The organism is Caballeronia sp. LZ029 (assembly GCF_031451275.1).
Lineage (GTDB): Bacteria > Pseudomonadota > Gammaproteobacteria > Burkholderiales > Burkholderiaceae > Caballeronia > Caballeronia jiangsuensis.
This window is the reverse complement of the sequence record NZ_JARUXO010000004.1, coordinates 619167-639641: the sequence shown is the minus strand read 5'-3', so window position 1 is coordinate 639641 and position 20475 is coordinate 619167. Positions and strand designations below refer to the sequence as shown.

At 65.4% G+C, this 20475-nt stretch carries 22 protein-coding genes; 9 read left to right on the top strand and 13 right to left on the bottom strand.

Features of this window, described 5'->3' with window-relative positions; genetic code table 11:
• Nucleotides 1-14: 14 nt before the first annotated feature.
• A complete protein-coding gene (locus QCE73_RS28890) occupies nt 15-776 on the bottom strand; it encodes an SDR family NAD(P)-dependent oxidoreductase (protein WP_309884615.1) in 762 nt (253 codons plus the stop codon).
• Between the two features lie 162 nt (nt 777-938).
• Between QCE73_RS28890 and QCE73_RS28885 the strand changes: the two genes are divergently transcribed.
• The 3 genes from QCE73_RS28885 to QCE73_RS28875 all read left to right on the top strand — a co-directional run bounded on the left by QCE73_RS28885 (nt 939) and on the right by QCE73_RS28875 (nt 2599).
• Nucleotides 939-1148, top strand: a complete 210-nt coding sequence (locus QCE73_RS28885; protein ID WP_309884614.1) for a hypothetical protein — start codon at nt 939-941, stop codon at nt 1146-1148.
• Between the two features lie 52 nt (nt 1149-1200).
• Nucleotides 1201-1551 (top strand): hypothetical protein, encoded by a 351-nt coding sequence (locus QCE73_RS28880; protein WP_404989821.1) that lies wholly within the window; start codon nt 1201-1203, stop codon nt 1549-1551.
• A 193-nt stretch (nt 1552-1744) separates the two neighbouring features.
• Nucleotides 1745-2599, top strand: a complete 855-nt coding sequence (locus tag QCE73_RS28875) for a helix-turn-helix domain-containing protein (RefSeq protein ID WP_035507549.1) — start codon at nt 1745-1747, stop codon at nt 2597-2599.
• A gap of 9 nt (nt 2600-2608) precedes the next feature.
• Here QCE73_RS28875 and QCE73_RS28870 read toward each other — a convergent pair whose 3' ends face one another.
• The 3 genes from QCE73_RS28870 to QCE73_RS28860 all read right to left on the bottom strand — a co-directional run bounded on the left by QCE73_RS28870 (nt 2609) and on the right by QCE73_RS28860 (nt 6838).
• Nucleotides 2609-4447, bottom strand: a complete 1839-nt coding sequence (locus tag QCE73_RS28870; RefSeq protein ID WP_309884613.1) for an ATP-binding protein — start codon at nt 4445-4447, stop codon at nt 2609-2611.
• A 3-nt stretch (nt 4448-4450) separates the two neighbouring features.
• A complete protein-coding gene (locus QCE73_RS28865; protein WP_250484545.1) occupies nt 4451-6088 on the bottom strand; it encodes an ATP-binding domain-containing protein in 1638 nt (545 codons plus the stop codon).
• A 78-nt stretch (nt 6089-6166) separates the two neighbouring features.
• Nucleotides 6167-6838, bottom strand: coding sequence for a glutathione S-transferase (locus tag QCE73_RS28860; RefSeq protein WP_309884612.1), 672 nt, complete (start codon nt 6836-6838; stop codon nt 6167-6169).
• A 149-nt stretch (nt 6839-6987) separates the two neighbouring features.
• On the opposite strand from QCE73_RS28860, the gene QCE73_RS28855 reads away from it, so the two are divergent.
• Nucleotides 6988-7158: a hypothetical protein gene (locus tag QCE73_RS28855; RefSeq protein WP_309884611.1), complete on the top strand. Its 171-nt coding sequence runs from the start codon at nt 6988-6990 to the stop codon at nt 7156-7158.
• Nucleotides 7159-7197: 39 nt separating this feature from the next.
• On the opposite strand, the gene QCE73_RS28850 is transcribed toward QCE73_RS28855, so the two are convergent.
• From QCE73_RS28850 to QCE73_RS28825, 6 genes are all read right to left on the bottom strand, one after another.
• On the bottom strand, nt 7198-7608 hold the full coding sequence (locus QCE73_RS28850; protein WP_238216800.1) for a response regulator: 411 nt from the start codon (nt 7606-7608) through the stop codon (nt 7198-7200).
• A 339-nt stretch (nt 7609-7947) separates the two neighbouring features.
• Nucleotides 7948-8751, bottom strand: a complete 804-nt coding sequence (locus QCE73_RS28845; protein WP_309885275.1) for an AraC family transcriptional regulator — start codon at nt 8749-8751, stop codon at nt 7948-7950.
• 109 nt (nt 8752-8860) lie between these two features.
• Nucleotides 8861-10132, bottom strand: coding sequence for an FAD/NAD(P)-binding oxidoreductase (locus QCE73_RS28840; RefSeq protein WP_309884610.1), 1272 nt, complete (start codon nt 10130-10132; stop codon nt 8861-8863).
• Entirely contained in the window at nt 10129-10377 is a 249-nt protein-coding gene (locus QCE73_RS28835) for a (2Fe-2S)-binding protein (RefSeq protein ID WP_309884609.1), read from the bottom strand. The genes QCE73_RS28840 and QCE73_RS28835 overlap by 4 nt, the downstream gene beginning before the upstream one ends.
• Nucleotides 10370-11509, bottom strand: coding sequence for an FAD-dependent oxidoreductase (locus QCE73_RS28830; RefSeq protein ID WP_309884608.1), 1140 nt, complete (start codon nt 11507-11509; stop codon nt 10370-10372). The genes QCE73_RS28835 and QCE73_RS28830 overlap by 8 nt, the downstream gene beginning before the upstream one ends.
• The gene (locus QCE73_RS28825; protein WP_309885274.1) at nt 11506-12450 is read right to left on the bottom strand and encodes a 4-hydroxyproline epimerase; all 945 of its coding nucleotides are present in this window, start codon (nt 12448-12450) and stop codon (nt 11506-11508) included. The genes QCE73_RS28830 and QCE73_RS28825 overlap by 4 nt, the downstream gene beginning before the upstream one ends.
• 215 nt (nt 12451-12665) lie before the next feature.
• On the opposite strand from QCE73_RS28825, the gene QCE73_RS28820 reads away from it, so the two are divergent.
• The gene (locus tag QCE73_RS28820) at nt 12666-13571 is read left to right on the top strand and encodes a dihydrodipicolinate synthase family protein (RefSeq protein ID WP_035509864.1); all 906 of its coding nucleotides are present in this window, start codon (nt 12666-12668) and stop codon (nt 13569-13571) included.
• Between the two features lie 59 nt (nt 13572-13630).
• Here QCE73_RS28820 and QCE73_RS28815 read toward each other — a convergent pair whose 3' ends face one another.
• Nucleotides 13631-14374 (bottom strand): response regulator transcription factor, encoded by a 744-nt coding sequence (locus QCE73_RS28815; RefSeq protein ID WP_035509862.1) that lies wholly within the window; start codon nt 14372-14374, stop codon nt 13631-13633.
• Nucleotides 14375-14866: 492 nt separating this feature from the next.
• Here QCE73_RS28815 and QCE73_RS28810 point away from each other — a divergent pair, with 492 nt between their 5' ends.
• The 3 genes from QCE73_RS28810 to QCE73_RS28800 all read left to right on the top strand — a co-directional run bounded on the left by QCE73_RS28810 (nt 14867) and on the right by QCE73_RS28800 (nt 18005).
• Entirely contained in the window at nt 14867-16159 is a 1293-nt protein-coding gene (locus tag QCE73_RS28810; protein WP_309884607.1) for an MFS transporter, read from the top strand.
• 122 nt (nt 16160-16281) lie between these two features.
• Complete coding sequence (locus QCE73_RS28805; RefSeq protein WP_309884605.1) at nt 16282-17748, top strand: MFS transporter; 1467 nt, start codon at nt 16282-16284, stop codon at nt 17746-17748.
• 89 nt (nt 17749-17837) lie between these two features.
• Nucleotides 17838-18005, top strand: coding sequence for a hypothetical protein (locus QCE73_RS28800; protein WP_156903131.1), 168 nt, complete (start codon nt 17838-17840; stop codon nt 18003-18005).
• 96 nt (nt 18006-18101) lie between these two features.
• On the opposite strand, the gene QCE73_RS28795 is transcribed toward QCE73_RS28800, so the two are convergent.
• Both QCE73_RS28795 and QCE73_RS28790 read right to left on the bottom strand, forming a co-directional pair.
• Entirely contained in the window at nt 18102-18374 is a 273-nt protein-coding gene (locus tag QCE73_RS28795) for a hypothetical protein (protein WP_035509859.1), read from the bottom strand.
• A gap of 130 nt (nt 18375-18504) precedes the next feature.
• Entirely contained in the window at nt 18505-19323 is an 819-nt protein-coding gene (locus tag QCE73_RS28790) for a helix-turn-helix transcriptional regulator (RefSeq protein ID WP_309884604.1), read from the bottom strand.
• A gap of 262 nt (nt 19324-19585) precedes the next feature.
• Between QCE73_RS28790 and motA the strand changes: the two genes are divergently transcribed.
• Complete coding sequence (gene motA / locus QCE73_RS28785; protein ID WP_035509856.1) at nt 19586-20458, top strand: flagellar motor stator protein MotA; 873 nt, start codon at nt 19586-19588, stop codon at nt 20456-20458.
• Nucleotides 20459-20475: the final 17 nt, after the last annotated feature.

Sequence of the window (20475 nt, the reverse complement as noted above, 5' to 3'; positions counted from 1 at the left end):
TCCCGAAGACGCAATCAGTACGTCGCGCGTCCGCCCGACAGATCGAACACCGCGCCGGTGCTGAACGCGCAGTCCTCGGACGAGAGCCACAGAATCAGCGACGCGGCTTCCTGCGGCATCAGGAAGCGGTTCATCGGGATTTTGGAGAGCATGTAGTCGATGTGCTGCTGCGACATCGAATCGAAGATTTCGGTTTTGGCGGCGGCGGGCGTCACGGCGTTCACGAGGATGTTCTTGCCCGCGAGTTCCTTGCCGAGCGATTTCGTGAGGCCGATCAGCCCGGCCTTCGACGCGCTGTAGTGCGACGCGTTCGGGTTGCCTTCCTTGCCCGCGATCGACGCGATATTGACGATGCGTCCGTAGCCCGCCTTCAGCATGTACGGCACGACGGCGCGGCACGTCAGATACGGGCCGATCAGATTGACGTCGATCACGCGACGCCACACGTCGGGCGCGAGTTCCCAGGTCGTGCCGTTGCCGCCCGTGATGCCCGCGTTGTTCACGAGCACATCGATCCTGCCGTGGGCGGTGAAGGTCTTTTTCGCGGCGGCGTCGACGGACGATTCGTCGGTCAGCTCGACGACCGCGTCGCTGACCTTGCGCTCCTTGTACTTCGCCGAGAGTTCCGCGCTCGTGCGCGCGAGGCGCTCGCCGTCGACATCCCAGAGCGACACATCGGCGCCCGATTCCAGCGCGCGTTCCGCCACCGCGAGGCCAATGCCCCGCGCTCCGCCCGTGATGATCACGACGCGGCTGGCCAGGTCGATACGGTTCATGGGTTTGTCTCCTTTCGTTGTTGGTCGCTTTGGGTTGTCATGCCGTGAGAGGCACTATAGTCCCGCGCCAATAGCGCAACAATTCGAAAGGGCGATCGTTCGATAGCAAAAGCGGATCGCGCTGGTCGCTTAGCGCGGCGGCTCGTCGGACGGCTGTTCTCGATGAGCTTCGTCCGGCTCGACCGGAGAGAATTGATCACGTTGGGCGGTGCGCGCGTCTTCGGCACGCTTTTTCGCGATCAGAGCCAGTACAAAAAGCGCCGCGACGCCTATTGGAAAGATCAAGAGAGCAGCAACAAACACAACAACCTCCGATTTAACGAGGCGTCGAGTTTATCGTCGATAAAGAAGTCAATTGTCGCCAATATCTGAAATATTCCATTCAACATTCGTGAACTTGCCCACAGCGTTTCGCCGATCGACAATGCCGGCAGCGCTCCGGGAACGCACGTTGCTATTGCCACCGGACCGTCAATTTCTGACGCTTACTCAACCTATAAAAAGCATGTTCACTTCGAAAGCCTGCACTGCAACCTGCGTACTCGACGGTAAGCCCGTCACCCTGACTTTTTTCCCCGACAGCACCCTCCTTCGTATCACCGACGCCAACGGCCATTGCATGCGCGAGACGCGCTGGCCCGCGCCGTGGCGCACCTTGCTCGCGACGTTGCGCGAATTCAGCGGACACGAAGCTCGCGACCAACTCTCGACTCTGCTCGACTCGTTTCCCGCTACATCGAAGCTGTCACGCGAACACGCGTCGGCGCTGGCGTGACGAAGTGCGCGCGAGCGAACGGCGACGGCGGGCATTTATCCAATAGCATCAATGCGTTGCACGCGGTCCGTCGAGACATTTTGAGTGCGCGGACCCGCGCCATTTACAATGTCGGACCGACTGCGAACGGGCCGTGAGGCCCACGTCGAACCCCACCCCTCGCAGGCCCACTTTCACGCATCCGACTGGCTGTATGGTCACTGAAACGTCTTCTTCGGAATCCCTCGCCGTCGCGGAGCGCGTGCGCGAGTTGATGGCCCGTCACGGCATCGGGAAGCGGCAGCAAACCGCCGAGTTGTGCCGCATTCTCGATCTGAGCTTTTCGCAGGGCCATCGCAAGCTGCGCGGCAACAGTCCGTGGACGCTCGCGCAGATTCGCCGCGTCGCCGATGCCTTCGACGAGCCCGCGCTCAAGCTGTTCGATTCGATCAATACGCGCCCCGACGAAACCGAAGGCACCGCGCACGACGCCGTGTTCAAGCTCGGTTCGGTGGAAATTCCCTGCATGGCGTGGGTCGGCAACGCGCTTGACGCGGGCAGCCGCCCGGATTTCATCGCGCAAAAGATCAACAATCGCTGGGTCGTCACGAAGCATGAGGGTGTGCTGCTGCATGAAGCGTGCGACGTCCACAAGATCGAAATCCAGCCGCGCCGGCCCGACACGGACAAGCCGATCATCGCCGTCGTGGACGACGACCACGCTTCCGCGGACAACCTGCACGACTACCTCGAAGCCACCGGTTTCACGGCGATGGCCTTCTACGGGCTCGACGCATTCCTCGAAGCGCTGCAGACGCAGGTGTTCGATGCCGTCGTGATGGACTGGCTGTTCGGCGTGCATACGTCGGCGGATGCGATTCGCGCGGTGCGCGCGTCGGACAATCCGGACGCACCGGTCTTCGTGCTCACGGGCGAACTGACCACCGGCAAGGCGAGCGAATCGGAGATCAGTCAGGTCATCCGCGACTACGACGTCACGTGTTTCGAGAAGCCCGCGCGGCTCGGCATTCTCGTCGCCGATCTCTCCAAGCGGCTCATGCGAAGCTGACGGCCAGGCTCACGCAACGCGCCTGCGCACGGTCACCGCGCGGTGAACGGCGCCCTTCAGCACCTCGTAGCGCACCGGCTTCAGCAGATAATCGAAGAACAGCACCGCAGCACTCGGGTCCACCAGTTCGGGCGCGTACGCACTCACCGCGATGATCGGCACGCTCGCCCCCTGCGCACTGCGCGCACGATATTCGTTCGCGAACGAGTAGCCGTCCTTGCCGGGCATGTGCAGGTCCGCGAGGATCACGTCGGCGTCGTTGGCGCGCAGCCATGCGAGCGCGCTGTCGACGTCGGGCAAGGCGACCGCGTAATAGCCCAGATGCGTGAGCATCTCGATCAGCGAATCGCGGATCGACTCGTGGTCGTCGATCACGAGCACGCGCGATTTGCGCAATTCGGGCGCGTCGGCTTCCGGCTCGTTTCCGGGCAGCCGCTCCGCCGAGACCGCCGGCACGCTCACGCGAAATGCTGCGCCTTGTCCGACTTCACTCGACACCTCGATCTTCCCGCCGAGCAGATCGACGAGCCCGCGCACGACGGCGAGCCCCATTCCCGCGCCGTCGAAACGCCGCGTGCTCGATGAATCGAGCTGCGTGAACTCCTGAAAAATAAGCGGCAACTGCTCGCGGGATATGCCCGGGCCCGTATCGATCACGGAGATGTCGAGGCGCTCCTCGGTGCGCGCGAAATGCACGTCGATGGAACCGGATTCAGTGTACTTGATCGCGTTGGTCACGAGATTCGTCACGATCTGCCGCACGCGATGCGGATCGGATTCGATCGGTTCGCGCTCGCCGGCATAGTCGCCGCGCAATTCCAGCCCCTTCGCGGTCGCGGCGGGCGTGTTCGCATCGACGATCGATTCGAGCAGTTCCTCCGGATCGAAGACCGACATCCGCAGTTCGAGCTTGCCCGCGCCGAGACGCGCGTAGTCGGTCAGATCGCGCATCTGCGCTTCGAGATGACGCGCCCCCGATTCCAAGCGCTGCATGATTTTGCGGTCGGCGTCGCCGCGTGCATTGAGCCCCAGCAATTCGACCGACGAGACGATCGCGTGCAGCGGCGTGCGCAATTCATGGCTGATCATGCCGAGGAAGGTGTCCTTCGCGACGCCCGCCTCGCGCGCCGCGCGCGTCGCCTGATGCTCGGCCGTGAGCGCCGCGCGCTGCTGATCGATTAGGCGCGTGCGCCGATAGCCGTTCAGCAGCAGCAACACCGTCGCCGCCGCCGACAGCAGACCGAGCAGGATGCCGCCGTAGATCAGATAACGCCGCTTCGCGTCGAAGTCGCGCACGATCGCCTCGCGCTCGGCCACATCCATGAGCCGCCGTCCGCTCGCCAGTTCCGCGACGGCCGGCGCGTTCTGACGCAGCACGCCGATCACTCGCAAGGTGTGCTGATGCTCCGCCTGAAGCCCTTCGACGTCCGACTGGATGGAATCGAGCGCGGTCTGCAATTGCCGCTGGATTTCGCGCTGACGGTTCAGCAGAGCTTCGTGTCCGTCCGACAGTCCCGTCGATTCCGACACCTGTTTGAGCCGCGCGCGCAACAGCCGATAGCTCGCGCGCACGCCGTCCGCGTCTTCATCGATGCCATTGCGATACAGCAGCACGTGATTCTCGAAACGCTCATAGGCGATCTGGAACTGCGCGGCGTCCCAGTAGACGTCGTACGGCACGACGAGCCTGTGCGTCTCGCGCGCGATCAAGCCGGAATACAGCATGTAGCCGACCGCGCCGATCGGCGGCGCAACCGCGAGCGCGATCAGCGCCGCGTACCAGAGACGGCGGAACCACGGGCGCGCGGCGGGCGCGCGCACGGACGTTTCGGTACCGATGACGGCCATGCGCTACTGCAACGCGTCGATGGCCCGGGCCGCGCGTTCGGATGCGACCACGATCAGCTTCATCGTCGCCCGTGTCGCGCCGACGAAGATCTTGCGCGCGGCCTGCTCGTCGAGCGCTTCGAAATCGACTTCCGTCAGGATCACGCACGGCGCGGATTGCCCCTTGAAGCGATAGATCGATTCGAGCAGCACGTCGCCCTCGCGATACTCCGGATTGCCGAACAAGTCGTACGTGCCGGTGAAAGCGCGCAGCCGGTGCGGCCCGAGTTGATCGACGGCGGTGAGCGCCGAGCCTTCGCGGCCCCGAAACGACAGCACCGCGATGTCCTGCTTGCGAAAGCCGAGCGAGAGCGCATGCGTGATCGCACGCTTGGTCGCCTCGATGATTTCCTCGGGATGCCCGTCCTCATAGGTCGATACGCTCACGTCCGAGCCGTCGAAGGGGCTGCCCGCGTCCAGCCGCACATCCGGCCCGACGATCTTGCGGATGAAGCCGAGCAGATCGCGCGGGCTGCGATAGTTCGTGGTCTCGCGCAGGATGGTCCAGCCCGGCAGCGGCACCGGCTCGCGCAGATAGAGGTTCTGCATCGGATCTTCGAGCCACCACCACGCGCCGTCCGGATTGAGCAGGCGCTCGAGCGCCTCGACCCACGCCGCCTGAAAGTCCTGGCCTTCATCGACGATCAGCACGTCCGTCTTCCACTGCTCTGGCACGGGTACGGCGGCGAAGCGCTCTTCGAGCGTGGCGAAGACGTTCGGCTGACTGAAATCGGGCGGGCTGCCGGCATCGCGCGCCACCGCCGCGCTCAACTGATGGTAGTTCGCGATCTTCGCCTCTTTCGGCGCGATCGCGCGGATATGATCGGCGAGCGGACGGTTGAAGCACACGTAGAGCACGCTCTTGCCTTGCGCGAGCGCGTCGCGCATCACGCGCACGGCGAGTTGCGTCTTGCCCGCGCCGGCGGTCGCGATCACGCGCAGCCGGAACGGTGTGAATTCGAGCCGGCGCGCCCACGTCGCGAGGCCGCCCGAGAGCCGCGTGACGAGCGTGTTCGCCGCGCCGACGAGCGCGTTGGTGTCGGGCGTGAGCGAGAGTTCATCGGCGAGAAAATGATGGATGCGCGCCGCCGATTCGAAGCGCGGTTCGTCGGGCGGAAGAATGTCCAGCACGACGCGTGCAAGCTGCGACTTGCGGCTCGCATCGACGATCCGCGCGGGCGCGACGCCCGCGATCGCCGCGTTTTTCACGGTGTAGTCGGGGCAAAACAGCAGTTCCTCGATCCGGTATGTGCCCGCGCCGAACGCCGCGGTGAAGCGCCGGTGCAGATTCTCCAGCGTGCGCGCGAGCTGAATGGCGACGTTGCGTTCCTTCTGCAGATAGACCTTCACGAGGCCCTGACCGGTCTCGCGCAGAAAACCCGCCTTCTGCTCGATCATCAGCACGCGCCCCGATGGCGCGACGACGACGAAATCCGCCTCGCCGAACACCGAAAAGCCTTCGTTGACGCGCGTCCAGTGCACGCCGTGATACACCGTGTAGTCGTCGGGCAGCTTTTCGAGCAGCGCGAGCGTTTCGAGTTCGCGCGCCGCCGCGCCGGTCGCTTCGAGATTCTTCCAGTCGTCGGGAACGATTCGGGCCATGCGTCGCCTTTGGGCTGAGTGGTTGCGTGCGACTCATTGTACGCAACGCGTCCGCCGTGCCGGCAGTCGGCCGAACGGCTAACCGGCGTAGTCGTATCGGCCACCCCGTTCCAGCGCGCGCTGATAGGCCGGCCGCGCGTGGATGCGTTCGAGAAACGCGCGGACATGCGGCATCGACTTCGCGCCGGCGCGCGCGCTCGCGGTTTCCAGCGGGAAGCTCATCTGCACGTCGGCGGCGGTGAATGTGTCGCCCGCGAACCACGGCGACTTCGCGAGCTCGGCGTCGATATAGCCGAAGTGCAGCCGCAGTTGCGGATCGATGAAACTGCTTTGCATCGTCTGCGCGATGCGCCGCGCGATCGGCTTCGCGAAGAACGGCATCTTCGCGCTCTCCAGCCGCCGCGCGACGAGCTTGAGCAAAAGCGGCGGCATCGCCGAGCCTTCCGCGTAATGCATCCAGTAGTTGTAGCGCAGGCGTTCCGGCGACGTTCCGGGCGGCGGCGCGAAACGGCCTTCGCCATAACGGTCCACGAGATATTCGATGATCGCGCCCGATTCGGCGAGCGTCAGACCGTCGTCGGTGACGACCGGCGATTTGCCGAGCGGATGCACCGCGCGCAATTCGGGCGGCGCGAGCATCGTGCGCGGGTCGCGCTGATAGCGCTTCAGTTCGTATTCGACGCCGAGTTCTTCCAGCATCCACAGCACACGCTGCGAGCGGGAATTATTGAGGTGGTGGACGGTCAGCATGCTCTCGCTCTTGTTCATGTTCGACGATGCCGCCCGCGGTACGCCCCTTGCATCCAGTGAACTTATGCGCGCCCGGGCGTCGAAAGGATAAGGCCCTTTCATGAAGGCCACGCAACGATTTCTAGCACACAACGAAAAAGGAGAAGTCGATGACGCTGATCATCTATCTTGCAGGCTGGCTGATTCTGATCGGAGGCGTATCGTGGGCGCTCGTCGCGATGCACGTCGCGCAGCATACGATCATGATCGTCGCCGTCATCATGCTGGGCATCGCCGTCATCACCGGCGCGACGCGGGCTCGCAACCGCGACCGGTCGTAAACATCGGGGCCGCCGTTCAGCGGCGGCCCTGAAACCTCATCACATCACCACGCGCGCCCCGACTGCGTCCTGGATCAGCGCGACGAGTTCGTCCGGATGCACGGGCTTCGTCATGAAATGCTGAAAGCCTTCGCCGATGCTGCGCAATCGATACTCTTCGCCGCCGTGTCCCGTCAGCGCGATCGCCACGGAAGGCGGCAGGTTGCCGCGGATTTCGTGATCCCGCAAACGTTGTATGAGATAAAAACCGTCCATCTCGGGTAAATCGAGATCGCAGATCACCGCATCGGGAAGATGCTCGATCGCGGCTTGCGCGCCGTCTTCGGCGTCGGCTACCGCGATCACGTCGGCACCTTCTTCTTCCAGCAACATCTGCAGTGATGCCCTGCTCTCCGGATCATCCTCGATGAGGACGATCCGCATATGCCCCAGTCTTGCCACTTCGTTCATGATGTTCTTTTCTGCTGCCCAAAAAACGGAATTCTCGCGACGGGTCTCCACCTCGCCGCCGCGCGCGCTGTTGCGCGCATTGATTGACACGAAAACGCGGCGGGAATTCCGAACGCACCGTTATTTGTGTCGCGTGTGCGCCGGTGCGGAACGCCTCGCGGTTTTGCGCTGCGCCGATGCGAAGATTTGCCCGGTCGCCGCGAGCGTATCCGAGCAAAATCCGGACCGACCTGCATTCGATGGCGTGAAAGCGCATCACGCGGTTCATTCGGCCGATGCGCGCCGCCGCCCGAACGCACGACCGTGTAATTTCGGCGCGAAGCGTGCCCTGATTTCCCGTCAGACGTTTGCCTCGCGGCCGGAATCGGGGCGCGACGCGTTCGACGGTCCCGCCTGCAACAGCGCGCGATACTCGCTCGGCGTGATGCCGACCGTCGCCTTGAACTGGCGCGTGAAGGCGCTGTGATCGGTGTAGCCGCACAGCGCGGCGACATCGGTAACTTTTTCGTTCGAAACGAGCAACGCGGTGGCCGCGTCGAGGCGGGTTTTCAGCAGCACCTGACGGGGCGTCAGATGGAAGACCTTGTGAAAATACCGCTCCAGTTGCGCGATCGACATGTTCGCCATCTGCGCGAGTTGCCGCATGTTGAGCGGCTGCACGTAGTTTTCCTGGATATGCTGCACGACCGCCGCAAGCCGGCTGTACGCGGGATGCGTGCCTTCGGCGGCCTGCAAGTCGCGCGATATCCCCGCGAGTCCGACGATCGTCCCTTGCGTATCGTGCAGCGGCTGCTTGCAGGTCATGCACCAGCCGGGCTCGCGTCCCGGATACAGATGCAGTTCGAGCTGGTCGATCAGTTGATGTCCCTGCGCGATGATCGCCTGATCCTGCGCGGTGTAGATGCGCCCGAAGCGCCGCGGGAACACGTCCTCCGCGGTCTTGCCGAGCAGCGCCGATTTGTCGTCCTTGTGGCCGCAGCGGCGCGCGAGCGTGCGGTTGACCATCGCGTAGCGCGCCTCGCGATCTTTCACGAAGAACACGATGTCGGGCATCGCGTCGAACACCGGCGCAAGCAGCGCGAAATGCGCGAGCATGTCGGAGAGCGTCGACGCCGGTGGTTGCGCGATCGGCGCTGCGTTCATCGTGAGGCCTGTCGTGCTCGTCATGCGTGGGGAGGTCGGTTGCGTGCGGATCGGTCAGGCAACCGATTATAGGAGCGCGCACGCGCGGACGAAATTCGCGCTGGCCCCACTATGAAACGGGCGTTTCGGTGCTCTCGCGCGCGGCGATCAGCGTATCGATGCGCACCGGCGTGAACGGCGGACGCGCCGCCGTGAGCGGCCATCCGAAATAGATCGCTGCCGCCTCGCCGCAGATGCGCCCCTGACACGGTCCCATCCCGCAACGGGTCTGCAATTTCGCGTCGCGCCAGTTCGCGTGCGCGGCGACCTCGGCGATCGACACGTCCTCGCAGCGACACAACACGGTTTCCGGCGACGGCAGCGCGCGCGCATCGGCGCCGAGTTCGAACGCGTGCGCCACGCGCCGGGCGAATGCGCGCCAGCGATCGCGTTCGCGCACGAGATGCGTGTCGGCGGCCATGCCGAGCGCCGCATGCGCCGCGATCGCGCCTTCGACGCTCGCCAGTTCCATCCCGCCGATGCCCGTGCACTCGCCCGCCGCGAAGACGTGTTCCAGCGACGTGCGCTGCGAATCGTCCACGTGAATCGCGCCGTCGCGTTCGTCCGTCGAGCAGCCGAGTGCGAGCGCCAATGTCACGTTCGGCACGAGGCCGTATCCGCACGCGACGCGATCCGCTTCGAGTGTCTCTTCTCGCTCGCGCGCGCGGATCGTGACCGCCTCCACGCGCCCGTTTCCGTGCGCGCTCACGACAACGCTGCCCGTCCGATAGCACGCGACCCCGAGCCTGACAGCCTGAGCCAGCTTTCCGGGCGTCAGCGCCAGCGATGCGACGAAGCGCCCGACGCGCGCCAGCGGCGCCTGTTCGACCACCGCGACGACATGCGCACCGTGACGGCGCGCCGTATCGGCGGCGGCGAGCAGAAGCGGCCCGCTGCCCGCGACGACGATGCGCTCGCCGCGCACCGGCATCCCGCCCTTGACGAGCGCCTGCAAACCGCCCGCGCCCGTCACGCCCGGCAAGGTCCAGCCTTCGAAGGGCAGCAGCCGCTCGCGCGCGCCGGTTGCAAGGATGAGCTTCGAATACGCGAGCGTGAGCGGCGCGCCGTCGCGTTCGAGCAGAAGCCGCTTGTCGCCCGGCGCGGCGGCGACTTTCGTCCCGTTCATGACGATGAGATTCGCGTGCGCGCGCGTTTCATCGAGCCACTGACGAAGCTGAGCGGCGGGCGCGAGCGTCGGTCCTTGCCGCCAGATCTGACCGCCGGGACGCGGATTGTCGTCGATGAGCGCGACGCGTGCGCCCGCCCGCGCCGCAATCTGCGCCGCCCTCAGACCCGCCGGCCCCGCGCCGACGATCGCGATATCGACGTGCTCGACGTTCATCGCATCGTCTCGATCGAAAGGCCGTCGCGACACAGTGTCTGACAGCCGAGCACATGCGCGCGGCCATCGACCGTCACGCGGCATTCGTGACACACGCCCATTCCGCATAGCGCGGCGCGCGGCTCGCCGGTGACGGAGCGCCGCGTGCCGCCGACGCCACGCATCGCGATGGCTGCCGCCACGGTCGTGAAAGCGGGCACGGCGAGCAGCTCGCCGTCGATGATCACGCGCACGCGCTCAGCCATCGGCGTGCTCCCGTGCGAATCGTTGCGGCGAGAAAGCGTGCGTGTCGGGCATGTCGAACGGAACCGGCTCGCCGAGCATCTGCGCGGCGATGAGCTTCGCGGTGCCGAGCGACGTCGTCACGCCGAGCCCTTCGTGACCCGCCGCGAGCCACAGCCGGTCGCCCGGAAAACGCGCGGGGCCGATCAGCGGCAGGCCGTCGGGCGTGGCGGCGCGAAAGCCCGTCCATGCGCGGATCGCATTCAGCGCGCCGATGTTCGGCAGATAGCGCGTCGCGCGCGCGAGCATCGCGGCGAGCACGTCGATCTCGACAGCAGGATCGAGCGTGCCGAACTGGCGCGACGAGCCGATCAGCACCTGCCCGGTCGGACGCGGCTGCGCATTGAACGCGACCGACGTGCCGCGCGCGTGATGCGCGCTCTTGATGTAGCCGAGTTCCAGCACCTGATGGTGGATCGTGCCGGGATAGCGATCGGTGATGAGCAGATGTCCTTTCTTCGCTTCGAGCGGCACGTTGGCGATCAAGTCCGGCGCGGCGAGCCCATTGGCGATGACGACGTGAGCGGCCGTGCGCCGATCGCCGTTCGCGAGCGTGACGCTGGCGTGCGTATCGTCGGCGTCGACGGCGCGAACCGCGCAGCCGGTCGATACACGAATGCGCGTCGAGCGCGTCAGAAGCCATTGCGCCGCGGCGGGCGCGTACACGATGGCGTCGTCGTCGATCAGGAGTCCGCCTTGCATCGCGTGGCTTATCGATGGCTCCGCTTCGCGCAGCGCGGCTCGATCGAGCATGTGAGCACGCACGCCGGCCGTCGCGAATGCATCGCGCATCGCGCCTGCGGCGTCGAGTTCTTCGTCGTCTTCGGCGATCCAGAGCGTGCCGCAGCGCGAAAACGCGTCGCGCTCGCGCAGTTCGGGACCAAGCGCGAGCCACAGTTCGCGCGAAGCCCGCGCCAGCGCGAACTCGGCGGGCGAATCGTTCATCACGACGATGTGGCCCATGCCCGCCGCCGTCGCCCCGCCGCCGATGCCGCGCGCTTCCAGCACATCGACCGTCAGGCCGCGCAGCGCGAGTTCCGCCGCGCACGCCGCGCCGACGATTCCGCCGCCGACGACGATCACGTCAGCTTTCATGCGATACCGAGCATGAACGGATCGCGCTCGTCGAAAACGAGACGCCCTTCGCCCATGATGTGCGCGTAGCCGGTGATCGTCGGGACGAGCGCGTCGCCGTCGATCGCATAGCTGCCTTCGAACACGCTGCCGATGATGCTTTCCTGACGCCAGATTTCGCCCGGCGCGATCGCATCGTCCGCCGCGAGGCACGCGAGTTTGGCGCTGGTGCCGGTGCCGCACGGCGAGCGATCGTAGGCGCTGCCGGGACACAACACGAAATTGCGGCTGTCCACGCCCGCGACGGGCGAATCCGCGAACAGCTCGATATGGTCGATGTACGCGCCAGCGGCGCCGGTGATGCCCTGCGCGTGCAACGCATCGCGGATCGCCTCGGTGAACGCGGTCAGCCCGGCGATGCGCGCGGGCACGAGTTCGCGTCCGTGGTCCGCGACGAGAAAGAACCAGTTGCCGCCCCACGCGACGTCGCCTGTGAGCGGGCCGTGGCCGGGCACGTCGACCGTCACCGCGCGCCGATGCCGGTAGGCCGGCACGTTGCGCACGCTGACGCTGCCGTTCGCGTTGAGCGTGGCATCGACGGGACCGACGGGCGTATCGATCCGGTGCCGCCCCGCCGCGATTTTTCCCGCGTGCGCGAGCGACGCGACGAGCCCGATCGTCCCGTGTCCGCACATGCCGAGATAGCCGACGTTGTTGAAGAAGATGACGCCCGCCGCGGCCGCCGGATCGTCGGGCTCGCACAGGAGCGCGCCGACCATCACGTCCGAGCCGCGCGGTTCGGTGACGATGGCGCGGCGCCAGTCGTCGAAGCGCGTGCGGAACGTGTCGAGCCGTTGCGCGAGGGTGCCGTGGCCCAGATCCGGGCCGCCCGCGATCACGAGGCGCGTCGGTTCGCCACCCGTATGCGAGTCGATGATGTCGATGGTTTTCATGCCGCCTATCCTAGAAACGCGCGCGATGGGCGTCTTGAAGCGGCTGGATCGTTTTGATGACGATATCGGCATAACGCTAGATCGGCTCGGCGAGCCCGCCGCACGGCGCTTTCATGGCCAAACGGCTATGCCGAAATCGGCACGCGGCGCGCGCGAAACACGCAAGACGCCCGATTTTTCGGTGCTTACACTGCGTACCGTTCAATCAACTTCGGAGCGCTGCCGTGACGCATATCTGGGAAGGCGTGATGCCCGCCGTGACCACCAAGTTCAACGCCGATTTCAGCATAGACCGCGCGTGGACCGCGAAGAATATCGACGCGCAGATCGAAGCCGGCGTGGATGGCATCATCGTGTGTGGATCGCTCGGCGAAGCATCGACGTTATCGCTCGACGAAAAGCTCGACGTGCTCGACATCGCCGTGGATGCCTCGCGCGGCCGCGTGCCGGTGCTATTGACGATCGCGGAGAACAGCACACTCGACGGCTGCCGCCAGGCCGAGCGCGCCGCGCGCCACGGCGCGGCCGGTTACATGGTGCTGCCGGGCTTGCGCTATCTGTCGGATCGGCGCGAGACGCTCAACCATTTCCGCATGGTCGCCGACGCGAGTCCGCTGCCGCTGATGGTCTACAACAATCCGCTCGCGTATGGCGTCGATGTCACGCCGAAAATGTTCGCCGAGCTCGCCGAAGACAAGAAATTCGCGGCGATCAAGGAATCGAGCGGCGACGTGCGCCGCATCACCGATCTCATCAACGAAACGGGCGATCGCTACGCGCTCTTCTGCGGCGTCGACAATCTGGCGATGGAAGCGATCCTGATGGGCGCGCACGGCTGGGTGGCGGGTCTCGTCTGCGCGTTCCCGCGCGAAACCGTGGCAATCTACAAGCTCATTCGCGCCGGACGTGTCGAGGAAGCGCGCGCGATCTATCGCTGGTTTGCGCCGCTGCTCGCGCTCGATGTATCCCACAAGCTCGTGCAGAACATCAAGCTGGCCGAGGCGATCGTCGGATTGGGCACGGAGCCGGTGCGTCCGCCGCGTCTGCCGCTTGTGGGCGAGGAGCGTAAGGAGGTCGAGGCGTTGATTCGTCGCAGCATCGAGACACGCCCGGCGCTGCCCGCGGTCTAAGGCGAAACGCAAAAAAATGCCGTCATCGCGACGGCATTTTTTCTTTGTGGATCGCGGCTTCAGGCCGCGATTTGCGCAGGCGCGGGATCGGCGAGGTCGCCGCCCGAATCTTCGCCTTCGTCATAGAGATGCAGCAGGCGATAACCGCTCTTGTACACGGGCTGCAAGCGGAAGTTGTTCACCGGCTCGATTTCGAGCGCGAGGCGCAGACGCGAAACGTGGCTGTCGATCGTGCGCGTGGTTTCGCGGAACTCGCGGCCCCAGACCATCGCGAAAATATGATCGCGCGACAGCACCCGGCCGATGTTCGAGAAGAAAAGCTGCGCGAGTCGGAATTGCGTGCCGCTCAGTTGCACCGGCTTGCCGCGCACGGTCACGATTTGCTGACGGGCGTCGAAACGGTATGGGTCGACTTCGAGACACGCGCTCGACGTCGCCGGATACGCGCGGCGCAGCAGCGCCTCGACGCGCGCGCCGAACTCGCCCGGGCGAATGGGATACACGATGTAATCGTCCGCGCCCGCGGTCAGTGCGCAGACCACGTTGTGCTCGGCGCCGTCGGGCGTCGCGAACATGACCGGCACGCGTTCGCCGAAGCTCGAGCGCACGGATTTGAGCAGGTCGAGGCCGCACAGGCCCGTGGAATTCCAGTCGAGAATCAGCAGATCGACAGTCGACCGGGACAGCGCTTTCGATAGCACGAGGCCGTCGCCGAACGTCACGCAAGTGTGACCGAGTCGTTTGACGACATCGCTGATGAGATTTCGATAACTTGGGTCGGTTTGCAAAACGGCGACGCGCATGAGGTCTTACCTGATGAGTCCGAGGGACATTGGGGCGGGTGCCTTACTGCGGGCCACCGCCGAACGTCTCGTCGCGGGATGAGACGAGGCTGATCACGCTGCGCATTCTGGGCAGCGGGACGCCCCTTTCCCATCGGACTCATCTGAATTGTCAACGCATGTGACTGCGCACTGCTCCGACCGCAATGCGTCTCATGCGCACAACCATCTCGAAAATAGAACGACTTTTCTCTTTTGCGCGGGTTTTCATCCTGTAACATCCCGCTTCTGGCTCAAAAGTTCCCGCTTCCGCCGTTTTACCGAGACGTCGCGTAGCAATCTGCGCCGCGACTCTCCGTCGCATCGCGCAGCGCGGATGACGGGCGGCGGCTCTCGAATCCGCGCCCGCGCCTTCTTCGCGTCCACCCGGCGCGTGTCGTTACACCCGCAGGGCAAGGCCTCGTCCTACCGCGCGTCACGCGTGGCTTTTCCATTCACGGGTTCTTTTTTTCGATGCAGGCAACACCTCTGTCCGACGCCCCGCGCGCGGCCGGCCGTGCGCTCACGCGCGGCGACTACAAGACGCTCACGCTCGCCGCGCTCGGCGGCGCGCTCGAGTTCTACGACTTCATCATCTTCGTGTTCTTCGCGCCGGTCATCGGCCAACTGTTCTTTCCGCCGACGATTCCTGACTGGCTGCGTCAATTGCAGACTTTCGGCATCTTCGCGGCCGGTTATCTCGCGCGTCCGCTCGGCGGAATCGTCATGGCGCACTTCGGCGATCTGCTCGGCCGCAAGCGCATGTTCACGCTCTCCGTGCTGCTGATGTCCGTGCCGACGCTCCTGATGGGCCTGTTGCCCACTTACGCGTCGATCGGCCTGATGGCGCCCGTGCTGCTGCTCCTGTTTCGCGTGATGCAGGGCGCGGCGGTCGGCGGCGAGGTGCCGGGCGCGTGGGTGTTCGTCTCCGAGCACGTGCCGGGCCGTCATGTCGGCTATGCGTGCGGCACGCTCACGGCCGGTCTGACGGCGGGCATCCTGCTCGGCTCGCTTATCGCCACGGCGATCAACAAGTCGTTCGCGCCCGCCGAAGTCGCCGATTTCGCGTGGCGTCTGCCGTTCCTGCTCGGCGGTCTGTTCGGTCTGTGCTCGGTCTACCTGCGCCGCTGGCTGCACGAAACGCCGGTGTTCGCCGAGTTGCAGAAGCGCAAGTCGCTCGCGGCGGAGATCCCGCTCAAGGCGGTGCTGCGAGATCACGGCCGCGCGGTGATCGTTTCGATGCTGCTCACGTGGATGCTGTCGGCGGCGATCGTCGTCGTGATCCTGATGACGCCGACCTTGCTCCAGAAGCAGTTCCACATCGCGCCGGCGACAGTGCTCGTCGCGAACTGCGCGGCGACGCTGTGCCTCACGATCGGCTGCGTGCTCGCGGGCGCGATCGCGGGCCGCATCGGCGCGGGCAAGACCATCTTCATCGGCGGCGTGGCGCTTGCCGTGTCGTACTGGCTGATGTTCCAGCAGGTCGCGCTCGACGCCTCCGTGCTGCTGCCGTGGTACGCGCTCGCGGGCTTTTTCGTCGGCGTGATCGGCGCGATTCCGTTCGTGATGGTGAAGGCGTTCCCGCCCGCCATCCGCTTCTCGGGCATCTCGTTCTCGTACAACGTCGCATATGCGGTGTTCGGCGGACTCACGCCGATCGTCGTCTCGCTGATGATGAAATCGAGCCCGATGGCGCCCGCGGTCTACGTCGGCGCACTTTGTGCGGTCGGCGCGCTGACCACGTTCTTCATCAGGGAAACACGCTGATTCAGCATTGACGTCGTCGGAAAAATGGCGCGCCGCTCACCCGGCGCGCCATTTTTCATTCGACTTTCACGTTTCAGGCCACGCCGAAACATCGAACGCGCGACGCGCTTACGATGAACGGCATGAACTCGAACCTTTCCTCATCCGAAACGCATTTGTCCGCGCGACAGATGCTCGTCGTCACGGCGACCAGCGTCGGCTTCGTCGTTTCTCAACTCGATGTCTCGATCGTCAATGTCGCGCTCGCGAGCATCGGTCACGACCTGCGAGCGAGCGTCGCGAGCCTGCAATGGACCGTCGACAGTTACGCGCTCGCCTTCGCCGCGCTCATGCTCTCGGCGGGCTCGCTCGGCGATCGCTTCGGCGCGCGGCGCATGTTCCTCGGCGGCCTCGCGCTCTTCGCGCTGGCCTCGCTCGCGTGCGCCTTTTCGCGCGATGTGACCCAGCTGATCGCCGCGCGCGCCCTGCAGGGCATCGGCGCGGCGGGGATGCTGCCGAACTCGCTCGCGCTCCTGAACGCGTCATGCGGCCACGACCGGCGCCTGCGCGCGCGTGCGGTCGGCCTGTGGACCGCGGCGGGCGCGGTGTCGATCGCGGCGGGGCCGATCGTCGGCGGCGTGCTGATCGCGGCGTTCGGCTGGCGCAGCATCTTCTGGGTCAATCTGCCGATCTGCGCGGCAGGCATCGCGGCGACGCTCGTGTGGGTCGAGAATACGCGTGCGAAAGACCGCGAACAGGCGGGCGGCATCGATCTGCCCGGGCAGGCGCTCGCGATCGTCGCGCTCGCGGCACTGGTCGGCGCGGTGATCGAACTGCGTCCGCTCGGACCGGCGCATCCGCTCGTGATCGGCGGGCTCGTGCTCGCGCTGGCGGCGGGCGGCGCGTTCGTCGCGATCGAACGCAGAAGCCGCGCGCCGATGCTGCCGCTCTCGCTCTTCGCCGAGCGCACGTTCAGCGCGGCCGTCGTCTTCGGTATCGGCGTGAATCTCACCTATTATGGAATGGTCTTCGTTTTGAGCCTGTATTTGCAGCGTGTGCTCGGCCATACGCCTTTGCAGACCGGTCTCGCGTTCCTGCCGCTGACGGGCGGCTTCCTGATCTCGAACCTGGCGAGCGGTCCCGTCGTGGCGCGCTTCGGCTCGCGCGGCCCGATGATCGCCGGCGCGCTGCTCGATGCAGCGGGCTTCGCGGCGCTCGCTTTCGTCGATGCGACGACGCCCACGGCCGCGCTGCTCGTGCCGTTCCTGCTGATTCCCTCCGGCATGGGCCTCGCGGTTCCGGCGATGACGACCGCGCTGCTCGGCACCGTCGGCCAGCAGCGCGCGGGCACGGCGTCGGCGGTGCTCAATACCGCGCGACAGGCGGCGGGCGCGATCGGCGTCGCGGCGTTCGGCGCGCTCGCGGCGCACGGTGACGGCGCGCCGAACGCGGAACATATCGTGGATGCGGTGCGCTGGTCGGCGGGAATTTCCGTCGCGCTGTTGCTGGGCGCCGCGCTGATCGCGCGTCATGTACGCAACCCGGCGAGCGCGCAGACGGAAGCCACGAAAAAACGCGCGTGCGGCGCGCTTTCCGACGAAACCGAATAAAGACGGGCGGCAGCGGGAACGCTCGTTGCAGTGTTCAGGCAAAGCGCGCTGGAAGATCCACCCATTGAAGGAAGATTCAGGAGATCACCATGTCGACGATGCCTCGCTCCCCCGAAGAGCCTCTCGAACCGGACCCGGACAAGCTGCTCGACCCGGACGCCCCGCCGAACCCCGACGATCCGGACATGCCCGACGGCCCGGATTCCGCCACGCCGATGGTGCCCGCCGATCCGAAGAACGGCGAGCCGCGCATGTGACCGGCTGAACGACTGGCGAGCCGATAAAGCAATGCCCGCGCGGCCGCATGAGCCGCGCGGGCATTCTTCCTGATGGACTGGCCTGAAGAAACGCTGTTACAGGCTCGTCGTCTGCACGGTGCCGGTTTCCAGCGCGCGCTCGATCAACGCTTCCTGCTGCGCCTTGCGCACGGCATCGGCGACGAGCGTATCGGGCGCTTCGACTTCCGCCTTGATCGCACCGATGATGCCGTCGGCCTCGACGATCACGAGCGACTCCGCCGAATCCGCACGGCTGATGATGACCCGCGCCGGTCCGCCACCTTCCGCGATGCTCGCGCAGAACTGCATGTTTTGCCCGCCGATTACCTGCTCGAATGTTTGAATCATCGCTGCCTTCCGCGTTGGTTGGACAAAAGCTGACACAGGCTGCGCACCGTTAGCACGCAGCCTGCCTTCTCATTGATTCGCACATGCGCACCAGGTTCAATTCTGTAAGCATGCGGGCGGCGACGCAAGCTCAACGTCTCGCATCGTCGAGCTGGCGCAGGACGGCGGCCGTGGCGTCGTCGGCAGGAAAAAATGCCTCGATCGCGAGTTCGGACAACGTGATATCGACCGGCGTGCCGAAGACCGTCGTCGTGCTGAAGAACGACAGCACGCCGTATTGCGTGCGCATGCGCAGCGGCACGACGACCGGATCGGTGTCCGCTCGCGTCGCGTGCCCGGCATGGGCGGGCGCGGGATACGCTTCGAGTTCCGCGAAGAGCGCGGCGAGCGTCGCGTCGCCGGAAACGTCGATCTGCCGGCGCAGACGCGCGAGCAGATGCGCGCGCCACTCGTGCCAGTTGTCGATCACATCGGCGAGACCTTGCGGATGCATCGACAGACGCAGCACGTTAACCGGCGGCGCGAGCAGTCCTTCATCCGCCGATGCGACGAGCGGCGCGAACGCCGCGTTGGCCGCGACCATCGTCCAGTGACGATCGACGGCGAGCGCAGGATACGGCTCGTGCCCCTTCAACACGAGATCGACCGCTCGGCGCGCGGCGGCGAGTTGCGGATCGGCGAGCGCGCGTTCGCGATACAGCGGCGCATAACCAGCGGCGACGAGCAACGTATTGCGCTCGCGCAGCGGCACGTCGAGTTGCTCGGCGAGGCGCATGAGCATCTCGCGGCTCGGCAGCGAGCGGCCCGATTCGACGAAGCTCAGATGACGCGTGGAAACGTCCGCGACGCCGGCGAGATCGAGCTGGCTCAGGCGCCGTCGCTGGCGCCATTCGCGCAACAGCGTGCCGACGCTCGATTGCATGGCGGAGTGTGCAAGGGTCGAGTTCATGCGACCGATGTTAGACGAAGCCCGTGCGCGCGATCCATTACCTGCGACGTAATCGCGTCGAACGGCATGAGGCTGCGTTGACGAACGAGCGTAAGATTTACTTCGCAAACCTTTGCGCAGAAAAAGTTGCGCGCGTCACCCTAAATGTCCGGTGCTTAAAAGCCGATAAGCCCCACAACAAGCGAACAATGCGTCGCGAGCCGTGCGCGCCTCAATCCCGAGCACGCACGGCTCGCGGCGCCCGGACATTTGCGGAGAAAACATGTTTGTCATCATCGGATGGGTCCTGGTTATCGGCTCGGTGATCGGAAGCTTCATCGGCGTCGGCGGCCACCTCGCGGCCCTCGTGCAACCGTTCGAGCTGCTGTGTATTTTCGGCGCGGCGATCGGCGCGTTCGTCGTATCGAATCCCACGGCCACGCTCAAGAAAACCCTGCAATCCATTCCGAAGGCCTTCAAGGGCGGCGGCTACTCGAAAGAGAAGTATCTCGCGCTGATCGCGCTGCTCTACGAACTGCTTCAGAAGGCGCGCAAGGAAGGGATGATGGCGCTCGAAGCCGATGTCGACGCGCCCGAGTCCAGCCCGGTCTTTCAGAAGTACGAGCACGTGATGGCCGATCATCATCTGCTCGATTTCATCGTCGACTATCTGCGGATGATGTCGGCGGGCAACGTCAACGCGCTCGAAATGCAGGATCTGATGGACGAGGAACTCGAGACGCATCACACCGAAAGCGCTGTCGCGGCCAATGCGATCCAGAAGATGGCGGACGGCCTGCCCGCGTTCGGTATCGTCGCGGCGGTGATGGGCGTCGTGCACACGATGGGCTCGGTCGGTGCAGCGCCCGCGGTGCTCGGCGAGATGATCGCGGGTGCGCTCGTCGGCACGTTCCTCGGCATTCTGCTGGCCTATGGTTTCATCGGCCCGCTCGCGGATCTGCTCAACGCCAAGGGCGCGGCCGAAGCGAAGCCGTTCCAGTGCGTGAAGTCCGTGCTGCTCGCATCGATGAACGGCTATGCGCCGACGATCGCTGTCGAGTTCGGCCGCAAGGTGCTCTTCACCGCCGACCGTCCGAGCTTCAAGGAACTCGACGACGCGGTGCGCGCAACCAAGATGCCGAAGTCGGCTTCCTAACTTCACGGCATAGACAT